This is a genomic window from Pseudomonas sp. BF-RE-21 (assembly GCF_019947305.1).
Classification (GTDB): domain Bacteria; phylum Pseudomonadota; class Gammaproteobacteria; order Pseudomonadales; family Pseudomonadaceae; genus Aquipseudomonas; species Aquipseudomonas migulae.
The window spans coordinates 1-18,102 of record NZ_JAGYGF010000079.1 but is presented as its reverse complement, the minus strand read 5'-3'; the positions used below and the strand labels follow the sequence as shown (position 1 = coordinate 18,102).

The following is an 18,102-nucleotide window of genomic DNA, read 5'->3' as shown; positions in this document are numbered from 1 at the left end:
GGTGCCTGACGGTGATGTAAAGCGCATTGATGTTGAAACGGATTCTGATGATCCCGATATTTCGGGGAATGAGTGCTCGGTTGAGCCGAGCTTACAGCTAGGCTGTTACTTTGAGCCATGTTTTTGGAAACTAACGTGGATGAACAAAGTTATTCTTTTTTTGATTCAATCCATTTCCTGTAGAAATTTCGTTGGACCTCCGGATCATTCGTCAGGTTGTCTTCGTCATAGTCAAAAATGTAAATGACATCGTCGAGAGACGCTTTTTTACCTAGGGTTAATTCGTACGCTTTCAGTCCGAGGGACATCTGTGACGACATGCTGGAAGGGTGGACATTGGCCTTTGATCCTTTGCAAAGAAATTGTATGTAGGGGTTGTCTTCCCGAATCCGTCCAAAGCACCTGTAGAAGTCTGTATCTGCATACGTTTTATTGAAGCCATTTTTCATTACAAGGGTTATGGATATGGCTTTGTTGTCGCAGATGAGTTGAGCTGTTTCCTTAGTGCCATTGATACTGATCACTAATTTCACTTCGGATGTCATTTTCTGATTTTCCTGTTTGGGTTGGGGATGGAATAGCCAAACTCTCTGCCGTCATCAATTATCAACGTTGCTCCGAGGATATCCTCATTTTTGATGCGGTTTGGTATGGCTATCTCCTTCTCTCTATCGAATTGGTACATCGCACCCAGCTCTTTTATCAAGTCGTATCCGGGGATTTTTTGGAGCGTGTAGAGATAACCAATTTTCGTATTGAAGCCAGTGGCAAAGGTTTTTCCCGCATCTCTTGAAGTTGATGTGCTAATGAAATTGCTTGGCGGATGGTCGCTGTCTATAGAGTGCAGCAATAGATCATTGCTTTTACCTTTACTTTTAAAGCCATTTTCGAATACATCATCAGGCTCTCGGTCATCTCCGCGGTACAAGTAATCATTTTCTCCCTTCGGCTTCGGTAATGGGGGCTCAGCACCTTTTACGGTTACTTTTTTGGTTGGATTCTCAACCCCCTCAACCGACCCGCACCCACCCATCCCCGGACAATCACTCAACCCCAACGGATCAACCCATCCCGTGGGGCTCAACACGTACCGATACCCGTTCAGTCCACCCGCCAATCCGACCGGGTCCGGCGTCAGATACCGCCCCACATCCGGCTGGTAATACCGATGCCGGTTGTAGTGCAAACCTGTTTCCGGGTCGAAGTACTGGCCCTGAAACCGCAACGGCTGGTCGAGGATCTGGTGGGTGTCGCGGTTGAGGCGGGTGAGGCGGCCGTAGGCGGTGTATTGGGCGGACCAGACGATTTCGCCGCTGTAATCGGTGAGTTCTTGCGGTGTGCCGAGGTGGTCGAGTTGGTAGTAAAACGGGCAGGCGTTGCGCGGGCCTTTGCCGTCGAGCATGGCCAGCGGGCGAAAGCTGCCGGGCTCGTAGACGTAGCTGCGGTAGTGCTCGCGACTGCTTTCGGCGACGAGGTTGTCGCCCTGCCAAAAAAACTCGGTGGTGTTGCCATCGACGTTTTTGCTGATGCGACGGCCGAAGGCATCGTAGCGGTAGGTCGCCTGGCTGCCGTTGGGCAGGGTGACGCCGATCAGGCGATGCTGGCAGTCGTAACGGTACTCAGTGACCAGTTTTTGTGCAGTGCCACGGCGTTCGCGGATCAGGTTGCCGAAGGCGTCGTAATCGTAGTGGCGGTCGCCTTGCATCAGCAGGCGATTGCCTTTGACCATGACCGGACCGGGGCGGTCCTGCATCAGCAGGTTGCCGGTCGGGTCGTGGGCGAAGTTTTCCGGTTGGTGATCTCGGGAGTGGCGGACGCGGATCAGGCGATCGAGCGAATCGTAGAGGTAGCTGCGCTGACCGTGCCGCGTGTCGGCAATGTGGTCGAGGTTGCCGTTGGCGCTGTAGGCATAGTCGCGGCGATACAGCGGTTGCAGGTTTTGCCGGACAGCGTGGGCGTTCAGTCGACCTTGATTGTCATACTGATAGTCGCTGAGCAGCAGGCCTTGTTGGCGGTTCTGTTCGCGTCCGGCGAAAAAGGTGTGAGCGGTCAGTCGGGCGCCATTGAGGTCAATGGCCGTCAGCGCGCCGCCCTTGGCATGGTGGTAATCGAGTTTGCTGTTGTCGGGCAGGCGCAGGTGGTTGAGCCGGCCACAGGCATCGTAGCCATAACGCAGCGTGCCCCAGCCTTGGTGTTCGGTGACTAGCCGACCCTGTTTGTCGTATTCGAACTCCAGCGGGTGATCGTGACCGTCATCGACGCTGACCAGTCGGCCAAGGCTGTCGTAGCGATATTCGACATTGACACCGTCGGGCAGCGTCTTGACCAGTAGCCGTCCCGTCGAATCACGTTGATAGCCCGTGACCCATTGCGAGCCGTCGTCACCGAACTCGGTTTTTTTCAGCAGCAGTCCATTGAGGTCGTAGGCATACGCGGTGCGTTGGCCATCGAATCCGGTTTCCTGTCGGATCAATCCATTGAGCGTGTAATCCAGCAGATATTTCCCGCCGGACTCATTCTCGATTTCGGTCAGCAACAACCGTGCGTTGTCGTACCGATAAAGCAGTTCTGTGCCATCGGGATTGATCCGGCGGCTGACCAGATGCAGATCATCGGCATATTCAAAGCGCGTGGTGCGCCCCAGTTCATCCCGTTCGGCGGTGACCTTGCCGTAGGCGTTGTAGCTGAAGGCGCGACTGGCACCTGTAGGAAGCGTCGTCTGAATCAGTCGTCCTACGGCATCCCATGAGTAGCGAGTGACGGCACCGTGTTCGTCCTGGCGGGTAACCTGCCGGCCCAACGCATCGTAGGAAAAGCGCCGCTGACCGCCACCCGGCAAGGTCTCTTCGATCAGTTGACCCAAGGCATTCCGGACGAACACATGCCGACTGTTGTCCGGAAAGCGGATCGACAGCAGCAGGCCTTTTTCATCGTGGTGGTAGTAGGTGACATGCCCGTCGGGGTCGGTCGCCTCGATGACCTCACCCTGAGCATTGCGCTGATACTTCCACATGGCGTTGCCGCGATGCCGCGCATGCAGGAAACCATTGCGGTATTCGTAGGACGTTGGCTCACCTTCGGGTGGAATCAGGGCAATCAGCCGTCCGACATCGTCATAGCGGTAGCGGGTAATTGCCCCGAGCGGATTCTTTTCGGCAATCAGCCGCCCCTGGCTGTCATAGACATTGAGGTGTTCCGCCCCGTCGGGTTCGACCCTTCGCACCAGGCGTGCCCGGTCGTCGTGCTGGTAAAACGCTTCGCTGCCATCAACGTTTTTAACCTGCACGCCGCCGTTGTCATCCCAGGCATAGCGCGTGTCCATCTGCGAAAACGACGCCCAATGTCGGACGCATCGCGCAGACTTGCCGGACCTTTCCCACTCCCAGAAGAAGCTCGCGCCACCGGCCAATTGCCGCTGCAGGATGACGTGCTGGTCGTCATAGTCGTAGCGTTCGCTTTCGCCGGTGGCGTTGGTCGCTTCGATCAAGCGATGACAGGCGTCGTAGCGGTAGGTCACCAGTGTCTGTTCGGTGCGCCAGGCATCTTCCAGGGTGTCGGCGGGATGAAAGCGCTGATACTCGACGGCGGCGAGGTGTCGGCGGTCGTAGCGCAATCGCAGCGAGCGTCCGGCACCGTTGTCGAGGCGCATGATTCTGTCGGCGTTGTCCCGTTGCACTGTCAGACGGTTGCCATAGGCATCGCTGATGGCTGTCAGTCGACCTGTACGGAAGTGGTAGAAACGCGTCGCTTCGCCTGCCATTGCGAGGATCAGTTCCTCCGGCTCATCCCCCAGGAAAATCGCCGCCCGCGACAGGCTGTTGTGAATGCTCGGGCGTTCAACCTTGGGCAGAGGGAAGGTCGTACGACGGTTTTCGTGGTCGATCCAGCTAACCTGTTCGCCGTCGATTTCCAGCCGATGTGCAAGGGCATGACTCCAGCCAAATCCGAGCCCGCAGTCGATTCCGACAGCACTGGTGCGATACACGCGGATGAACTCGAACGGCAACCGGCCATCCAGCGAACCATCGATCAGGGTCAGCAGTTCTTCGCCGGTGACCATCGATACCGGGCAGCCGTTGGTTGTGGTTCTATCCGCTGAGTCGACGTTGTCGCCGTTTGGGTTTTGCGCGGGAGCAGGGGCGTCGTCGTGGTGTTCCGGGCGGCTCAGGCGGGTCTTGGCTTCGGACTTGTCACGGGCAAGGGCGACCGGGTTGTTCACCCGCACAATCGGTGATTCACCGGTGGTGATGTGCAACGGAGTTGCCGGCGCGGGTTTGAGCGGCACGTTCCGCGCGTTGACCATCAGCGGTTTGAGGGCGCCGGCGTGGCTGGTCAGATCCGATCTGTTCGCAAGCTCAGCCAGGCGCAAACTCGCGGCAGCCAGCCATTGTCGGGCTCGCTCGGACTTGACCTTGCCCAGCACCTTGGCGCTGATGCCGAGTTTCAGGCCTGTAGGACCTGTGAGGCGCACCAGCAGGAAAGCGATGAGTATTTCTGTACGAATTTCCGCGACCACTTCGGCGATGTACTGCGGCGGCAACATCCGCAGCCAACTGGTGAAAGCCGCGAGATGAATGAACATCAACGGCTCATCACTCAACACCAGCATCACATTGGCGATGGCTTCGGCCGAAGCGTTCAGCAGTGTCTCGAGTTCAACCTCGGTCAGGTATTCAAGAAGCTTTTCACTGTTGGCCTGCAGGTCCGCGATCAGGGCGTAGATCTGCTTTACGTCATCCCACAAACCGTGCAGCGACTTCTCGAATCCGCGCCAGTCGGCCCGTTGCAGCATGCCGTAGCGTTCAGGGAAACCGGCCTCGGAAAACCCCGCCCATAAAGGCTGGAATTCACTCGTCCACTCGTTGCGCAACCAGCCTTCAAGCTCATCGATCACGCTGAGATAGGAAGCATGAAGCGCCTGGACATGAGCGGTGGAAACATTGGGAAAGAACGTGATGCGGTAACGATGACCGCGCCAACACTCAGGGATTTCGAGGATGCCGCTGGGGCCGATGGTGTGATGCACCGGTTCGCCAAAAGTCATCTCGCCGTTGCTCTTTTCAATGATCGGTTCGAGCATCACCGGCGTATCACCAATGGGCACAAAGCGAGCCGCGTCGAACATATGCACGAGGGTCAACGGACCGCTGGCCGGGCATCTGGCGATCGTCGAACTGACGGGGGCGGTGGAATCCCTCGGTGTGCTCAAACGAACGTCGTTGCCGACCTTGAACACTTGCTCGACATCCAGCGCCCATCCTGTCCAGAAGCTTTCCGCCCAGGCCTCGTAGTCGTTGAGGCACAGGCGAAAATCGCCGAGCAGTGCTTCAACGTCCGGTTGCTCGGGGTTCATGGCTGCCACCACCAACAGGCCGATGGCGTTGTTCAAGGCCAGGACCTTGTCAGGGTTGAACATTCGCAGTCCCTCGCGCGGATAAATTGGGGTCGCGAGACTTTGCGGGGGATCAACGAGGAAAGAAGTCGGGAAAGGAGGTGTTTGGTGTAGGGCGAATCGCTAAATCATGCTCAGCGATTCGGCGAAGGTTTTGTCACCGTCGGGAGATTGCCCGTTGCTCTCTGCCGGCCGCGCTCGCTATGCTGCTGAACCCTTTAATCAAATCCCGGAATCAGCTATGCCTGAGCCGACCGGGGTGTCATTAAAAACGGATCAGATGCGATGAATGCACCGCTGAAAGAGTTCGGCCCGATCAAAGCCGTGATTTTCGACATGGACGGCTTGCTGCTGGACACCGAGGGCATTTACACCGAAGTCACGTCGATGATCGCCGAGCGATATGGCCGGACTTTCGACTGGAGCGTCAAACAGAACATCATCGGCCGTGGTGCGGGTGATCTGGCGCGTTATGTGGTTGAAGCGCTGGACCTGCCGATTACCGCCGAGGAGTTCCTGGTGATCCGCGAGCCGCTGATGCGCGAGCGTTTTCCCACCGCGCTGGCGATGCCCGGTGCCGAGGAGCTGGTGCGGCACTTGAAGGCCAACAACATTCCGATCGCGGTGGGCACCAGTTCGTCGCGTCTGTCGTTCGGCCAGAAAACCACGTTGCACCGTGACTGGTTTGCGCTGTTCGACTTCGTCGTGACAGCCGATGACCCGGAAGTCGGTGCGGCCAAACCGGCACCGGACATCTTCCTCACCGCGGCGCGACGCCTGGGCGTGGCGCCCGGGGATTGCCTGGTGTTCGAAGATTCGCCGTTCGGCGTGACTGCGGCGAAAGCGGCGGGGATGACGGCGATTGCGATTCCCGACGCCGCGATGGCCGACGAAAAATACGCACACGCCGATGGCATTCTTCGTACGTTGAAAGCGTTCAAGCCGAGTGCGTGCGGTTTGCCGGCGCTTGAGTGGTCATAACACGATTGGTGCAATGACACAGACCCATGTGGGAGCGAGACCGGCTTGCCGGCGATAGCGGTTTTTCAGTCGACATCAATGTAGGCTGACAAACCGCTATCGCGAGCAGGCTCGCTCCCACAGTTTATTTTGCGTTTAACCTTCCCGAATCAGGCGCCGAAACCACCGTCGATGGTCAGGCTGGCACCGGTGATGTACCCGGCTTCCGGGCCTGCAAGATAAGCGACGAAGCTGGCGATTTCTTCAGCTTTACCATAACGACCCACAGCCATCAGCGGGATCAGGCTTTCGGCGAAGTCGCCGCTGGCCGGGTTCATGTCGGTGTCGACCGGGCCCGGTTGCACGTTGTTGATGGTGATGCCCCGTGGCCCAAGGTCGCGTGCCAGGCCTTTGGTCAGGCCAACCAGTGCCGCTTTGCTCATCGCGTACGGGCCACCGCCGGCGAAGGGCATGCGGTCGGCGTTGGTGCTGCCGATGTTGATGATGCGACCGCCTTCGGTCATGTGTTTCGCGGCGGCCTGGGTGGCGATGAACACGCTGCGTACGTTGATCGCCAATGTCTGGTCGAAGTCTTCGAGTTTGAAATCTTCCAGCGGGGCAACGGCTAGCACGCCAGCGTTGTTGACCAGGATGTCCAGGCGACCGAAGGCTTTGACGGTGGCGCTCACGGCGTTGCGAATCGCCTCGGCGTCGGCACTGTCAGCCTTGATGGCCAGTGCTTTGCCGCCGTTGGCGGTGAGGCTGTTCTGCAGTTCTTCGGCCTTGGCCGTGGAGCTTACGTAGGTGAAGGCAACCGTCGCGCCTTCAGCGGCCAGGCGTTTGACGATGGCAGCGCCGATGCCGCGGGACCCGCCTTGAATCAAAGCCACTTTGCCGCTGAGGTTCTGAGTAGTCATGTCGATCTCCAAAGTCGCCGTGGCGAGATGCCGCGGTTGATGGAGCCTAGTATTGATTCAGGATTACAGGCTGTGTAGACGGTAATTACGATAGTCTGTGTAAACCCAAAGTTTATAGTGGCGCTTATGGAAACCTTCAGCAGTATCGAATGCTTCGTGCGCAGCGCCGAAGTCGGCAGCTTTGCCGAGGCCGCGCGACGCCTGAGCCTGACCCCGGCGGCGGTGGGCAAGAGCGTGGCAAAACTTGAGGCCCGGCTCGGTGTGCGGCTGTTTCAGCGCAGCACCCGTAGCCTGACGCTGACCGAGGCCGGCCATCTGTTTCTCGGCGAAGTCAGTTCCAGCCTGCACACGATCCAGAATGCCGTGGCCAATCTCGCGAGCGCCGAAGGACGTCCGGCGGGAACTTTGAAAGTCAGCATGGGCACGGTGTTCGGACGGTTGTATGTGGTGCCGTTACTGGGCGAGTTTCTGAGGCGATTTCCGGCAATCAATCCGGACTGGCATTTTGATAACCGCCAGGTCGATCTGATTGCACAAGGGTTCGATGCCGCGATTGGCGGTGGATTCGAGCTGCCGCAGGGCGTGGTCGCGCGCAAGCTGACGCCGGCGCATCGGGTGTTGGTGGCGTCAGCCGAATATCTGGCGGGGCGCGAAGTGGTCGTTGAACCGGATGATCTCAAGCATCACGACGGGATTCTGATTCGGTCGCCGCAGACGGGGCGAGTGCGCTCCTGGCAATTGACCAGCCGCACCCAGCAACATAGCCCTTTGACGCTAAAGGCGCGGATGACCATGAGCGATTCCGAAGCGGCGTGTGCGACGGCGGCTCAGGGGTTGGGGATCGCGTTGGTGAGCATGCCGTTTGCCTCAGGATACCTAGAGGCCGGGACGTTGCAGCGGGTATTGCCGGACTGGTTTGTCGACGATGGCAACATTTCCATTTACTACGCTGAGCACAAATTGTTGCCGGGCAAGACGCGGGCGTTTGTGGATTTCATTATTGAGCAGTTTGCGGAGCAGGGGTTGGCATCGCGGTTTAGTGCGGTTTGAGTCTGGCTTGATACCGAGTCGGCCATTTCGCGGGCAAGCCTCGCTCCTACAGGGATTGCACGTATTCTGTAGGAGCGAGGCTTGCCCGCGAAAAACGATAACGCGGTCTACCGCCCAAACCGCCCCGGCCAGCCCACAATCTTCTTCGGCCGAGGCGTCGCATACGTCCTGACCTTCGACGTCGACAACCCCAATCGCACCAGCGACTCGGCAATCGTCACCGCCGCCGTCACGCCATCTACGACCGGCACGCCGGTGCGCTGACGAATCTGCTCGTCCAGCCCGGCCATCCCGCCGCAACCGAGGCAAATCACCTCGGCCTTGTCCTCCAGTACTGCCAATTCCGCCTGACGAACAATCGCCTCAAGCGCCCGTTGCGGATCGGATTCCAGCTCCAGCACCGCCAGACCACTGGCCCGCACGGATGCACAACGGTCCCACAACCCTGAAAGTTTCAGTCGATCCTCGATCAACGGCACGGTACGGTCCAGCGTAGTGACCACCGAATAGGCATGACCGAGGAACATCGCCGTGCTGGCGGCAGCGTCGGTGATGTCCACCACCGGTACGTTGAGCAGTTCCTGCAACCCTTCGCGACCGTGCTCGCCGTAACCGGCCTGGATCACCGCATCGAAGGGTTGATCGTAGGACATCACTCGATCCATCACGGCGATGGCAGCCAGGTAGCTTTCGAAATTGCCTTCGATGGAGTCGGCGCCGAAGTGCGGTGTCAGGCCGATGATTTCAGTGCCTGGCGCGGCCACGGCTTGAGCCGAACGGGCGATGGCCTGGGTAATGGATTCGGTGGTGTTGACGTTGACCACGAGAATTCGCATGGAAAGTCCTTATAGCGGGGTGGTTCTGCGGCCCGACGGTGCCGGGCCGTCATGGGGTTAATGGCTGACGTTATCGACCGCGATGGCTTCGCCGCTGACATCCGCGTAGTGCGGCTGCCGCTTGGCGATGATCAGGTACAGCATCCCGGCAATCCCGGCACCGATCAGCCAGGAGAACGGGGATACGAGATGGAAGCCCGGCACCAGCGCCAGGACGATGGCAATCAGCGCTGCAGGAATGAACGCCGCGACAGCACGTAAATTGACGCCACGGCTGTAGTAATAAGCACCGTCGGGGTCTTCGCTGTACAACTGCGGCACGTTGATCTGAGCTTTTCGTACAAGCCAGTAGTCGACCATGATCACCCCGTACAACGGGCCGAGCAGGGCGCCGAGGCCGGACAGGAAATACACGATCACCAACGGGCTGTTGTAGAGGTTCCACGGCAGGATCAGCACGGCGATGGTCGCGCTGATCAGCCCGGCGCGGCGGAAGGTCAGGTATTTCGGTGCCAGGTTGCTCAGCACGAAGGCCGGGGCGACGAAGTTGGCCATGATGTTCACCGCCACGGTGACGATCAGGAAGGCCAGGCAACCGAGGACCAGGAAGAAAGTATTGGGGATCGACGCGATGATTTCCGTCGGGCTTTCGATGATCCGGCCATTGATCTGAAATTGCGCACCGCAGAGCAGGACGGTGATGCCGGCGAACACCAGAATGTTCACCGGCAGGCCCCAGAAATTTCCGACCTTGATCGTCTTGCGGCACGGCGAAGAGCGGGCGAAGTCGCAGAAGTTGAGGATCAGCGTGCCGTAGATCGCCAGCCACAAGGCGCCGCCGGCAAAGATGTTGCGCCACATCTCGCCGCCAGTGAGCGGTTCACGGATCGACCACGCGATGGTCGCGTTGGCCTGGGTGTACATCCACGCGGCCAGGGCGGCGACGGTCAGCAGAATCACCGGACCGGCAAACGCCTCGTAGCGCCGCACCATCTCCATGCCGTAGGCAAGAATCGCTAGTTGTACCAGCCAGATCGCGACGAAACACACCCAGCCCAGGCTCGACAGACCGAGGATCGAGTTGTGGTCGTAGTCGGCGAATCCCAGATGCACCGCCGTCAGCAGCACGCGAAACACCACTGAGGCGAGGTACGTCTGAATACCGAACCAGGCGATGGCGATAACGGCGCGGATCAATGCAGGAATTTGCGCCCCGTGGATACCGAAACTGATCCGGCTGATGACCGGAAACGGCACACCGGTTTTCTGGCCCATGTAGCCGGAGAGGTTCATGAAGCAATACACCAGCGCCGCGCCGATCCCGAGCGACAACAGAATCTGCCAGCCGCCCAGACCTAACGCATACAGTCCGATGGCGAAGGAGTAGTTGGCGATGTTGTGAACGTCGTTGGTCCATAGGGCAAAAATGCTGTAACGGCCCCAGCGCCGGCCTTCGGCCTTGGTCGGTGCCAGGTCTTTGTTGTGCAGGCGCGGGCTGAGCACCACGGGGTCTTGAAACGTTTGAACGGGGGAAGAGGAGGGCAGATCCAGCGCGATGTTGTTATTGGAGAGGCTAGTACGCATTCCGGCAGGCTCCGAGCTTGGCGTCGCGATGACTGTGCATGAGCGTGGGCTCGACAAATCTTCGTCGCGGACAACAAGCATCATTGGTTACGGGGCATCTGCAGCCTGTACGGGATAGGGCGCTTCAGGCTTGCGGATCTAAAGTGTGTGTATGTTTTGAGGTTATTGTATACAAAACATGTATGCACTTAAGCCAGATCCATGCCAGTCAGCGATCTATAAAATTCACCGGTAATTTCGTTTTGTTATCTGTAATTGGTAAGTGACTGAAATAAAGACGATATAAAATGACCGGTTGAACAGGTATTTATTTTTCGGCGGGATTCGCGGAGGTGTGAACGAGGGGGTGTCAGGCGGGATGAATGTAACTTTTCAGGGCGCAGAAACGAAAAGTGCACACATAAATGGCACCTATGGTGACATTCGTGTGTACACATTCATTCAGATCAGTCACGAAACCTGTAGGAGCCGGCTTGCTGGCGATTGCGATCTTTCAGTCAATGCAGCTGTGACTGACACACCGCTATCGCCAGCAAGCCGGCTCCTACAGGGATTTCGCCGTACCCGGGCGGGATCAGGCTTTTGACTTGCTGATGATATTCCCCGCATGCAACCCGCATTCTTTCTGCGTCGCCTCTTCCCACCACCAGCGACCTTCACGCTCGTGCTGGTTCGGCAGCACCGGGCGGGTGCACGGTTCGCAGCCGATGCTGATGAAGCCGCGTTCATGCAGGCTGTTGTACGGCAGCTCGAGCATGCGGATGTAGCCCCAGATCTCTTCGCTGGTCATTTGCGCCAGCGGATTGAATTTGTACAGGGTGCGTTCCGGGGTGGAGAAGGCGGTGTCGATTTCCAGCACCGCGACGGCGCTGCGGGTGCCAGGGCTCTGGTCCCGACGCTGGCCGGTGGCCCAGGCGGTCACGCCCGAGAGCTTGCGGCGCAGCGGCTCGATCTTGCGGATGCCGCAGCACTCGCCATGGCCGTCCTTGTAGAAGCTGAACAGGCCTTTTTCCTTCACGAACGGTTCGAGTTTCGTGTAGTCCGGCGACACCAGTTCGATGTCGATCTTGTAGTGCTCGCGCACTTGATCGATGAAGCGGTAGGTCTCGGGGTGCAGGCGGCCGGTGTCGAGGCTGAACACTTTGACGTTCTTGTTCAGCTTCCAGGCCATGTCCACCAGCACCACGTCTTCGGCGCCGCTGAAAGATATCCACAGGTCATCGCCGAACTCGGCAAACGCGAGTTTCAGGATGTCCTGGGCGGATTTGTTGGCATAGGTCGTGGCGAGTTCCACGACATCGAACGATGGGCTCATCAGGGCGGCTTCCTACAGGTCGGTGGCGCTGGGCGCTCTATATGGATCTGATGGTAACAAAATCCTGCAACCACTGGCGCGCCCTCTGCGTTGCGCAGGTCAGTGCGAGTCGCTAGAGTTCGGCAGTCCTTTTGCTCGCTCGACTCAATAATCAATACAAATGGGAGTGTCTTGTGGAAATTGCCTGTCTGGATCTTGAAGGTGTGCTGGTCCCGGAAATCTGGATCGCCTTCGCCGAAAAAACCGGAATCGAATCCCTCAGGGCCACCACTCGGGATATTCCCGACTACGACGTGCTGATGAAGCAGCGCCTGCGGATTCTTGATGAGCATGGCCTGAAACTCACCGACATCCAGGAAGTGATCGCCACATTGAAGCCGCTGGACGGTGCCATCGAGTTCGTCAACTGGCTGCGTGAGCGCTTTCAGGTGGTGATTCTGTCGGACACGTTCTACGAGTTCTCCCAACCGCTGATGCGCCAATTGGGTTTCCCGACCTTGCTCTGCCATCGTCTGATTACCGACGATGCCGGGCGGGTGACGAGCTATCAGTTGCGTCAGAAAGATCCGAAACGTCAGTCGGTTCTGGCGTTCAAGAGTCTTTATTATCGGGTGATTGCGGCGGGGGATTCCTACAACGACACCACGATGCTGGGCGAGGCGGATGCGGGGATTCTGTTCCATGCGCCGGATAACGTGATTCGCGAGTTCCCGCAATTCCCGGCGGTGCATACGTTTGAGGACTTGAAGCAGGAGTTCATCAAGGCTTCGAATCGGGCCCTCAGCCTGTAAATTCACACCCTGTAGGAGCGAGCCTGCTCGCGATGGTCGTCAACGATAACGCGTGCTGTCTGGAACAATGCGTTGCCTGGGCGTTTTTCGCGAGCAGGCTCGCTCCTACAGGTTTTGCAGGGTATCGAGCAACACCTTCACCTTGGTGATCGACTCCTGATACTCGGCCTGCCACTGCGAATCCGCAACGATCCCGCCACCGCCCCAGCAACACACCTGCCCATCCTTGACCAGCAAGCTGCGGATCGCGATTGAACTGTCCATCTCGCCGCGCACATCCAGATACAGCAACGAACCACAGTACAAACCGCGCCGGGTCGGCTCCAGTTCATCAATGATCTGCATCGCGCGAATCTTCGGCGCCCCGGTAATCGAACCGCCGGGGAAGCTGCCAGCGATCAGGTCCAGCGCATCCCGGTCATCCGCCAGTTCGCCGGTCACGCTGCTCACCAAGTGATGCACATTCGGATAGCTTTCGAGACTGAACAACTCCGGCACCCGCACCGAGCCAATGCGGCACGTACGGCCGAGGTCATTGCGCAGCAGGTCGACGATCATCAGGTTTTCTGCGCGATCCTTGGGGCTGGCCAGGAGTTCGGCGGCGTTCGCCGCATCTTCCGCTGCGTTCTGGCCACGAGGGCGAGTGCCCTTGATCGGGCGGGTCTCGACGTGGCGGTCGCTGACTTTGACGAAGCGCTCCGGCGACAGGCTCAGCACTGCGCCACCGTCGGGCAGGCGCTGGAAGCCGGAGAATGGCGTCGGGCACGCCGCGCGCAACGCGCAGTACGCGGCCCACGGATCACCTTGGCACTCGGCGCGGAAGCGTTGGGCAAAGTTGACCTGGTAGCAGTCGCCCGCCTGAATGTATTGCTGGATACGTTCTATCGCCTGGCGATAGTCATCAGCGCTCAGGTCGGCGCTCATCGGTGCCTTGAGCTTGAACGATTCGATCGTTTCAGCCACGGGCTGACTGAACAGCGTGATCAGGCGTTGACGTTCGCTGTCGATCAGCGACGGGTGGAACACCAGCTGACTGGTCATCCGTTGGTGATCGCTGATCAGAGCCCAGTCGTAGAGCCCGAAACGCGCATCCGGCAATTGCAGATCGTCCTGTGCCTGGCTCGGCAGGTTTTCCAGGTGGCGGCCGAAATCGTAGCTCAGGTAGCCGATCAGGCCACCGGCGAAGGGCAGATCAGGCGCCAGCGCCGCCTCACCGAGTCGTGTCAGATTGTCGCGAAGGCGTTGCAGGAAATCGCCACCGCTTTCGTCAGGCATTACCGCCAGTTGTTCCAGTGGCCAGGCACTGAGCAGGTCATAACGCCCGCGATCAGCCGTTGGCCGGCCACTGTCGAGCAGCACGGCGCCGGGGGCATGACGGATCGCCGCGAAGTACTCGGCGGGGTTGGCGCGATAGGGCAGCGGATGTACGGAACAGGTCAGCATGGGCGGGGCAGATCAGCCATCGAGGCGGGGGTGGCGATTGTAGTCCCCTCGGGGAATTGCTCCTAGAGGGGATGTCGGGGATTGGCAGATTGGGGGTAGGGTTGAATGGTTTGGTGACTGTGAGTAAGTCTTCGCGGGCAAGCCTCGCTCCTACAGGGGGGGCACACGTATTCTGTAGGAGCGAGGCTTGCCCGCGAAAGGGCGCGACTCGGTCCCGGATCAACCCTCAACCGCAGGAATATGCCCGAACATCTCCTGCACAAACGCCATGCGTTCCTCGACGGTCTCGGTAATCCCGCGTGCTTTCAACTCTTCCAGCCGCGCCTCGACAGCATGGGTGCGCAACGTCAGGCCGCAATCATTGGCGATCTGGATGTTCAACCCCGGCCGGGCATTCAGCTCAAGAATCAGCGGGCCTTTCTCCTGGTCCAGCACCATGTCGACCCCGATGTAACCCAGTCCGCACAGCTCGTAACAGCCGGCCGCGAGTTTCATGAAGCCGTCCCAGTAAGGCAGTTGCACACCGTCCACCGCGTTGGTGGTGTCCGGGTGCTTGGCGATGATGTTGTTCAGCCAGGTGCCGCGCAGGGTCAGGCCGGTGGCGAGGTCGACACCGACGCCGATGGCGCCCTGGTGAAGGTTGGCCTTGCCGCCGGACTGGCGCGTCGGCAAGCGCAACATCGCCATGACCGGATAGCCCATCAACACGATGATGCGAATGTCCGGCACGCCTTCGTAGCTGATGCTTTTGAAGATCTGGTCGGGGATCACGCGGTATTCGATCAGTGCGCGGTCACGGTGGCCGCCCAGCGAATACAGGCCGGTGAGGATGCTGGAGACGTGGTGCTCGATTTCCTCATGGCTGATGATCTTGCCGGACACCGTGCGATAACGCCCCTCGAAGCGGTCGGCAATGACAATGATGCCGTCGCCACCGGCGCCCTGGGCCGGTTTGATCACGAAATCGCTGCGCCCGCCGATGATTTCGTCGAGGTTGTCGATTTCCTTCTCGGTGGAAATCACGCCATACAGTTCCGGCACATGAATGCCGGCGGCGATGGCGCGCTCCTTGGTGATGATCTTGTCATCGACAATCGGGTACAGGCTGCGCTTGTTGTACTTGAGCACGTAGTCCGCGTTGCGCCGATTGATCCCCATGATGCCCCGGGCTTCCAGGGCTTTCCAGGTCTTCCAGAAGCCGAACATCAGGCGTCAGCCTTCTTCAGGAAAGCCTTGAAACGCACCAGTTCGGTCAGGCGGTAGCCGCGATAACGACCCATCGCCAGCATGAAGCCCACCAGGATCAGCAGGATTGCCGGGAAGGTGAACACGAAGTAAACCAGCTCCGGCACGCTCATGATCAGGTGCGCCAGGGACGCAGCGAACAACGTGCCGATGGCCACTTTCATCGCATGCCCGGAGCCGCGTTCTTCCCAGGTGATCGACAGGCGTTCGATGGTCATGGTCAGAATCACCATCGGGAACAGCGCCACGGACAACCCGCGTTCCAGGCCCAGCTTGTGGCTGAACAGGCTGATCGCCGCGATCAGCACCACCACAAACGTCAGCACCACCGACAACCTCGGCAGCATTTGCAACTTCAGGTGTTCAAGGTAGGAGCGCAGCGACAGCCCCAGCGCCGTGATGATGGTGAACAGCACGATACCGAACCCGAGCTGGGTTTCGCGGAAGGCGAGGGCGATCAGCACCGGGGTAAAGGTGCCGAGGGTCTGCAAGCCGATCAGGTTGCGCAGGATCAGGATCACCAGCACGCCGATCGGGATCATCACCATGATCATGAAAGTCTGCTGGGTTTGCAGCGGCAGGCCGTACAGCGAGTACTCAAGGAAATTGGCGTCGGTATTTTCGTCGGTCAGCTTGGCCAGGCGAATGGCGTTCATTTCGCTGTTGTTCATGCTGAAGGTGACGGTGGCTTTCTTGCCGCCATCGACGGTGATCAGGTTTTCGTCACCGGTCCACCACAGCAGGCGGTCGGTCGGCAGGCCTTGCTCGCCGGTTTCCGGGTTGAAATATAGCCAGTCGGTGCCGTTGAAGCTGCGCAGCCAGAGTTCCGGGGTTTGCGGCTGGTCGGCCACCAGGCGGATGGTGTGGACCTTTTCCACCGGCACGTGGGCGATGGACAGGACCAGTTCAACGATTTTGGCCTTGTGCCCGCTGGACGGATCGCCGCCCAGCAACAGTTTCACGTTGTCGTCGTTGACGTTGTTGACCCGCTTGATCGCTTCGCCGATGAAGGTTTCGACGTCGGCCGAGTGCTGGCGGATCGGCGCGAGCAAGGCTTCGGCAGCAACTTTTTCCGCGCCTTCGACGGCGATGCTGTCGCGGAAGGTCGGGCCTTTGACCTTGGATTTTTCACCGGTGTAGCGCTTGGTCAGCACCAGGCGGTAATAAAGGGTCTGGTTGCCTTTGGCCCGGCGTGCCGACCAGGTCACCTTGCGGTTGCCGTCGATACGGTTCACGGCCACGCCATAATTATTGGAGATGAAGCTTTCGTTGAGGCTGACGAAATCACGGCTCAGCGGTGGCACGAACATCTGGATCTTGACCGGGTCTTTGGCACTGGCGACGAACTCGACCTTGGCGTCGATGTTCCACAAGTCGTCGGTGGCGTCTTCGGTCACGGGAATGCCGAGCACGAAGATCTGATAGGCCGTAACTGAAATGCCCAGCACCACCAGGATGGCGATCAGCATTTTCAGATGGAGGGTAAGAGAGCGCATTGGAATTACTCTGCGGTATGAGCGTCGGTGGCGCAGGCGGGTTTGCCAGCAGCGTATTTAAGACTGGGGTCGACCAGCGCATCAAAGCGCTTGAGCGCTTCGGAGCCGATCAGGAGCGGGTATTGGAAAGCGCTGCGGTCGGTAAGGTTCACTTCGATACTGCGTAACGCCGAGCCCATGCAGATATCCAGCTCGATCACCGGACGGGCGGTGTACTTCTTGCCTTCTTCCGGGTCGTAGTCGCCGGCACGGCGCTTGATCTTGCTGACGCGGGCCAGTGGTCGTTCGATCGGGTGCGAGTGCGCGGCGTCGATCGCCAGATAGAAGCGCACCCAGGACTCGCCATTGCGTTTGAAGCGTTTGATGTCGCGGGCACTCAGGGAGGCGGTTTTCGCCCCGGTGTCGAGTTTGGCCGCGACTTCCAGATTGATGCCGTCCAGCGAGGCGTACTCGTTGAGGCCGTACACGGTTTTTTCCCCCGCCGCGGCGACACCGGGCAGGCAAAGCAGATAAAGGAAGGTGGGGAAGGGCTTGAGTCTCATAAATCCTGGTGCGCAGCGGTCCGTGTTTCGATTCAAGGCCCTGGCATCGCTGCGCAAGCTCCCTCGTATGCCTATCAACTATTTGTGACAGTTCGTGCAGATGTCACAAACAAATGCGGGCGGCATTCTAGCACGGTGGTTTTATGGCGCCAGCGCTGGGCTCTTGGGTTTGGTGTTTGGGTGATGGGGGGGATATCCGTTATTTGGGTGATGGCGGGGATTGGTTTCGCCCTTACGGCGAGTCACTTTGGAAAAGCCCCAAAGTAACCAAAGGGCTCTTGCCCCTTTCGTTCGGTGCCTCGCTGTGGCTCGGCATGCCCTCGCTCCGGTCCTGCTCCGTGGGCCCGCCGCGATCGGCCATCCTTGGCCGTGCGCGGCTAACCCGGCATCCATGCCGGGTTGCCCACTGCGCAGAACCTGCGCTCGGCCTCTCGAGGGGGCGACTACCGCCACAGCCGCCGAGGCGGCCTGAAAGCCGACCTGGCTCTTTGGTGCGCGCGTTCCCTCATTCCGGATATGTACACCTATCCC

Annotated in this window: 13 protein-coding genes; 3 read left to right on the top strand and 10 right to left on the bottom strand. The window is 59.1% G+C overall.

Going from position 1 to position 18,102, the window contains the following annotated elements:
* Positions 1–149: 149 nt before the first annotated feature.
* Together KGB25_RS28820 and KGB25_RS28815 are read right to left on the bottom strand one after the other, a co-directional pair.
* Positions 150–545, bottom strand: a complete 396-nt coding sequence (locus KGB25_RS28820) for a hypothetical protein (protein ID WP_223437745.1) — start codon at positions 543–545, stop codon at positions 150–152.
* Entirely contained in the window at positions 542–5,416 is a 4,875-nt protein-coding gene (locus KGB25_RS28815; protein ID WP_223437743.1) for an RHS repeat-associated core domain-containing protein, read from the bottom strand. Before KGB25_RS28815 ends, KGB25_RS28820 begins: the two co-directional genes overlap by 4 nt.
* A 261-nt stretch (positions 5,417–5,677) precedes the next feature.
* Between KGB25_RS28815 and KGB25_RS28810 the strand changes: the two genes are divergently transcribed.
* Positions 5,678–6,373, top strand: a complete 696-nt coding sequence (locus KGB25_RS28810; protein WP_008042293.1) for an HAD-IA family hydrolase — start codon at positions 5,678–5,680, stop codon at positions 6,371–6,373.
* Positions 6,374–6,522: 149 nt separating this feature from the next.
* On the opposite strand, the gene KGB25_RS28805 is transcribed toward KGB25_RS28810, so the two are convergent.
* Positions 6,523–7,269, bottom strand: a complete 747-nt coding sequence (locus KGB25_RS28805; RefSeq protein ID WP_008027336.1) for a 3-oxoacyl-ACP reductase family protein — start codon at positions 7,267–7,269, stop codon at positions 6,523–6,525.
* A 126-nt stretch (positions 7,270–7,395) separates the two neighbouring features.
* Between KGB25_RS28805 and KGB25_RS28800 the strand changes: the two genes are divergently transcribed.
* A complete protein-coding gene (locus KGB25_RS28800; RefSeq protein WP_008042295.1) occupies positions 7,396–8,319 on the top strand; it encodes a LysR family transcriptional regulator in 924 nt (307 codons plus the stop codon).
* A gap of 107 nt (positions 8,320–8,426) precedes the next feature.
* Here the strand turns inward: KGB25_RS28800 and KGB25_RS28795 are convergent, their stop codons facing one another.
* From KGB25_RS28795 to KGB25_RS28785, 3 genes are all read right to left on the bottom strand, one after another.
* Positions 8,427–9,155: an aspartate/glutamate racemase family protein gene (locus tag KGB25_RS28795; RefSeq protein WP_192416929.1), complete on the bottom strand. Its 729-nt coding sequence runs from the start codon at positions 9,153–9,155 to the stop codon at positions 8,427–8,429.
* A 57-nt stretch (positions 9,156–9,212) separates the two neighbouring features.
* The gene (locus tag KGB25_RS28790) at positions 9,213–10,739 is read right to left on the bottom strand and encodes an NCS1 family nucleobase:cation symporter-1 (protein ID WP_223437741.1); all 1,527 of its coding nucleotides are present in this window, start codon (positions 10,737–10,739) and stop codon (positions 9,213–9,215) included.
* 574 nt (positions 10,740–11,313) lie between these two features.
* On the bottom strand, positions 11,314–12,054 hold the full coding sequence (locus KGB25_RS28785; protein WP_008042297.1) for a phosphoadenylyl-sulfate reductase: 741 nt from the start codon (positions 12,052–12,054) through the stop codon (positions 11,314–11,316).
* Positions 12,055–12,227: 173 nt separating this feature from the next.
* Between KGB25_RS28785 and thrH the strand changes: the two genes are divergently transcribed.
* Positions 12,228–12,845 carry a bifunctional phosphoserine phosphatase/homoserine phosphotransferase ThrH gene (gene thrH / locus KGB25_RS28780; protein ID WP_008027341.1) on the top strand — a complete coding sequence of 206 codons (618 nt, stop codon included), beginning with the start codon at positions 12,228–12,230 and terminating at the stop codon, positions 12,843–12,845.
* A 105-nt stretch (positions 12,846–12,950) separates the two neighbouring features.
* Here the strand turns inward: thrH and pabB are convergent, their stop codons facing one another.
* From pabB to KGB25_RS28760, 4 genes are all read right to left on the bottom strand, one after another.
* Positions 12,951–14,288 carry an aminodeoxychorismate synthase component I gene (gene pabB / locus KGB25_RS28775; protein ID WP_207286733.1) on the bottom strand — a complete coding sequence of 446 codons (1,338 nt, stop codon included), beginning with the start codon at positions 14,286–14,288 and terminating at the stop codon, positions 12,951–12,953.
* 219 nt (positions 14,289–14,507) lie between these two features.
* The gene (locus KGB25_RS28770; RefSeq protein ID WP_008027343.1) at positions 14,508–15,494 is read right to left on the bottom strand and encodes an alpha-L-glutamate ligase-like protein; all 987 of its coding nucleotides are present in this window, start codon (positions 15,492–15,494) and stop codon (positions 14,508–14,510) included.
* On the bottom strand, positions 15,494–17,029 hold the full coding sequence (locus KGB25_RS28765) for an inactive transglutaminase family protein (RefSeq protein WP_008042311.1): 1,536 nt from the start codon (positions 17,027–17,029) through the stop codon (positions 15,494–15,496). Before KGB25_RS28765 ends, KGB25_RS28770 begins: the two co-directional genes overlap by 1 nt.
* A 5-nt stretch (positions 17,030–17,034) precedes the next feature.
* Complete coding sequence (locus tag KGB25_RS28760; protein ID WP_008042313.1) at positions 17,035–17,571, bottom strand: ATP-dependent zinc protease; 537 nt, start codon at positions 17,569–17,571, stop codon at positions 17,035–17,037.
* Positions 17,572–18,102: the final 531 nt, after the last annotated feature.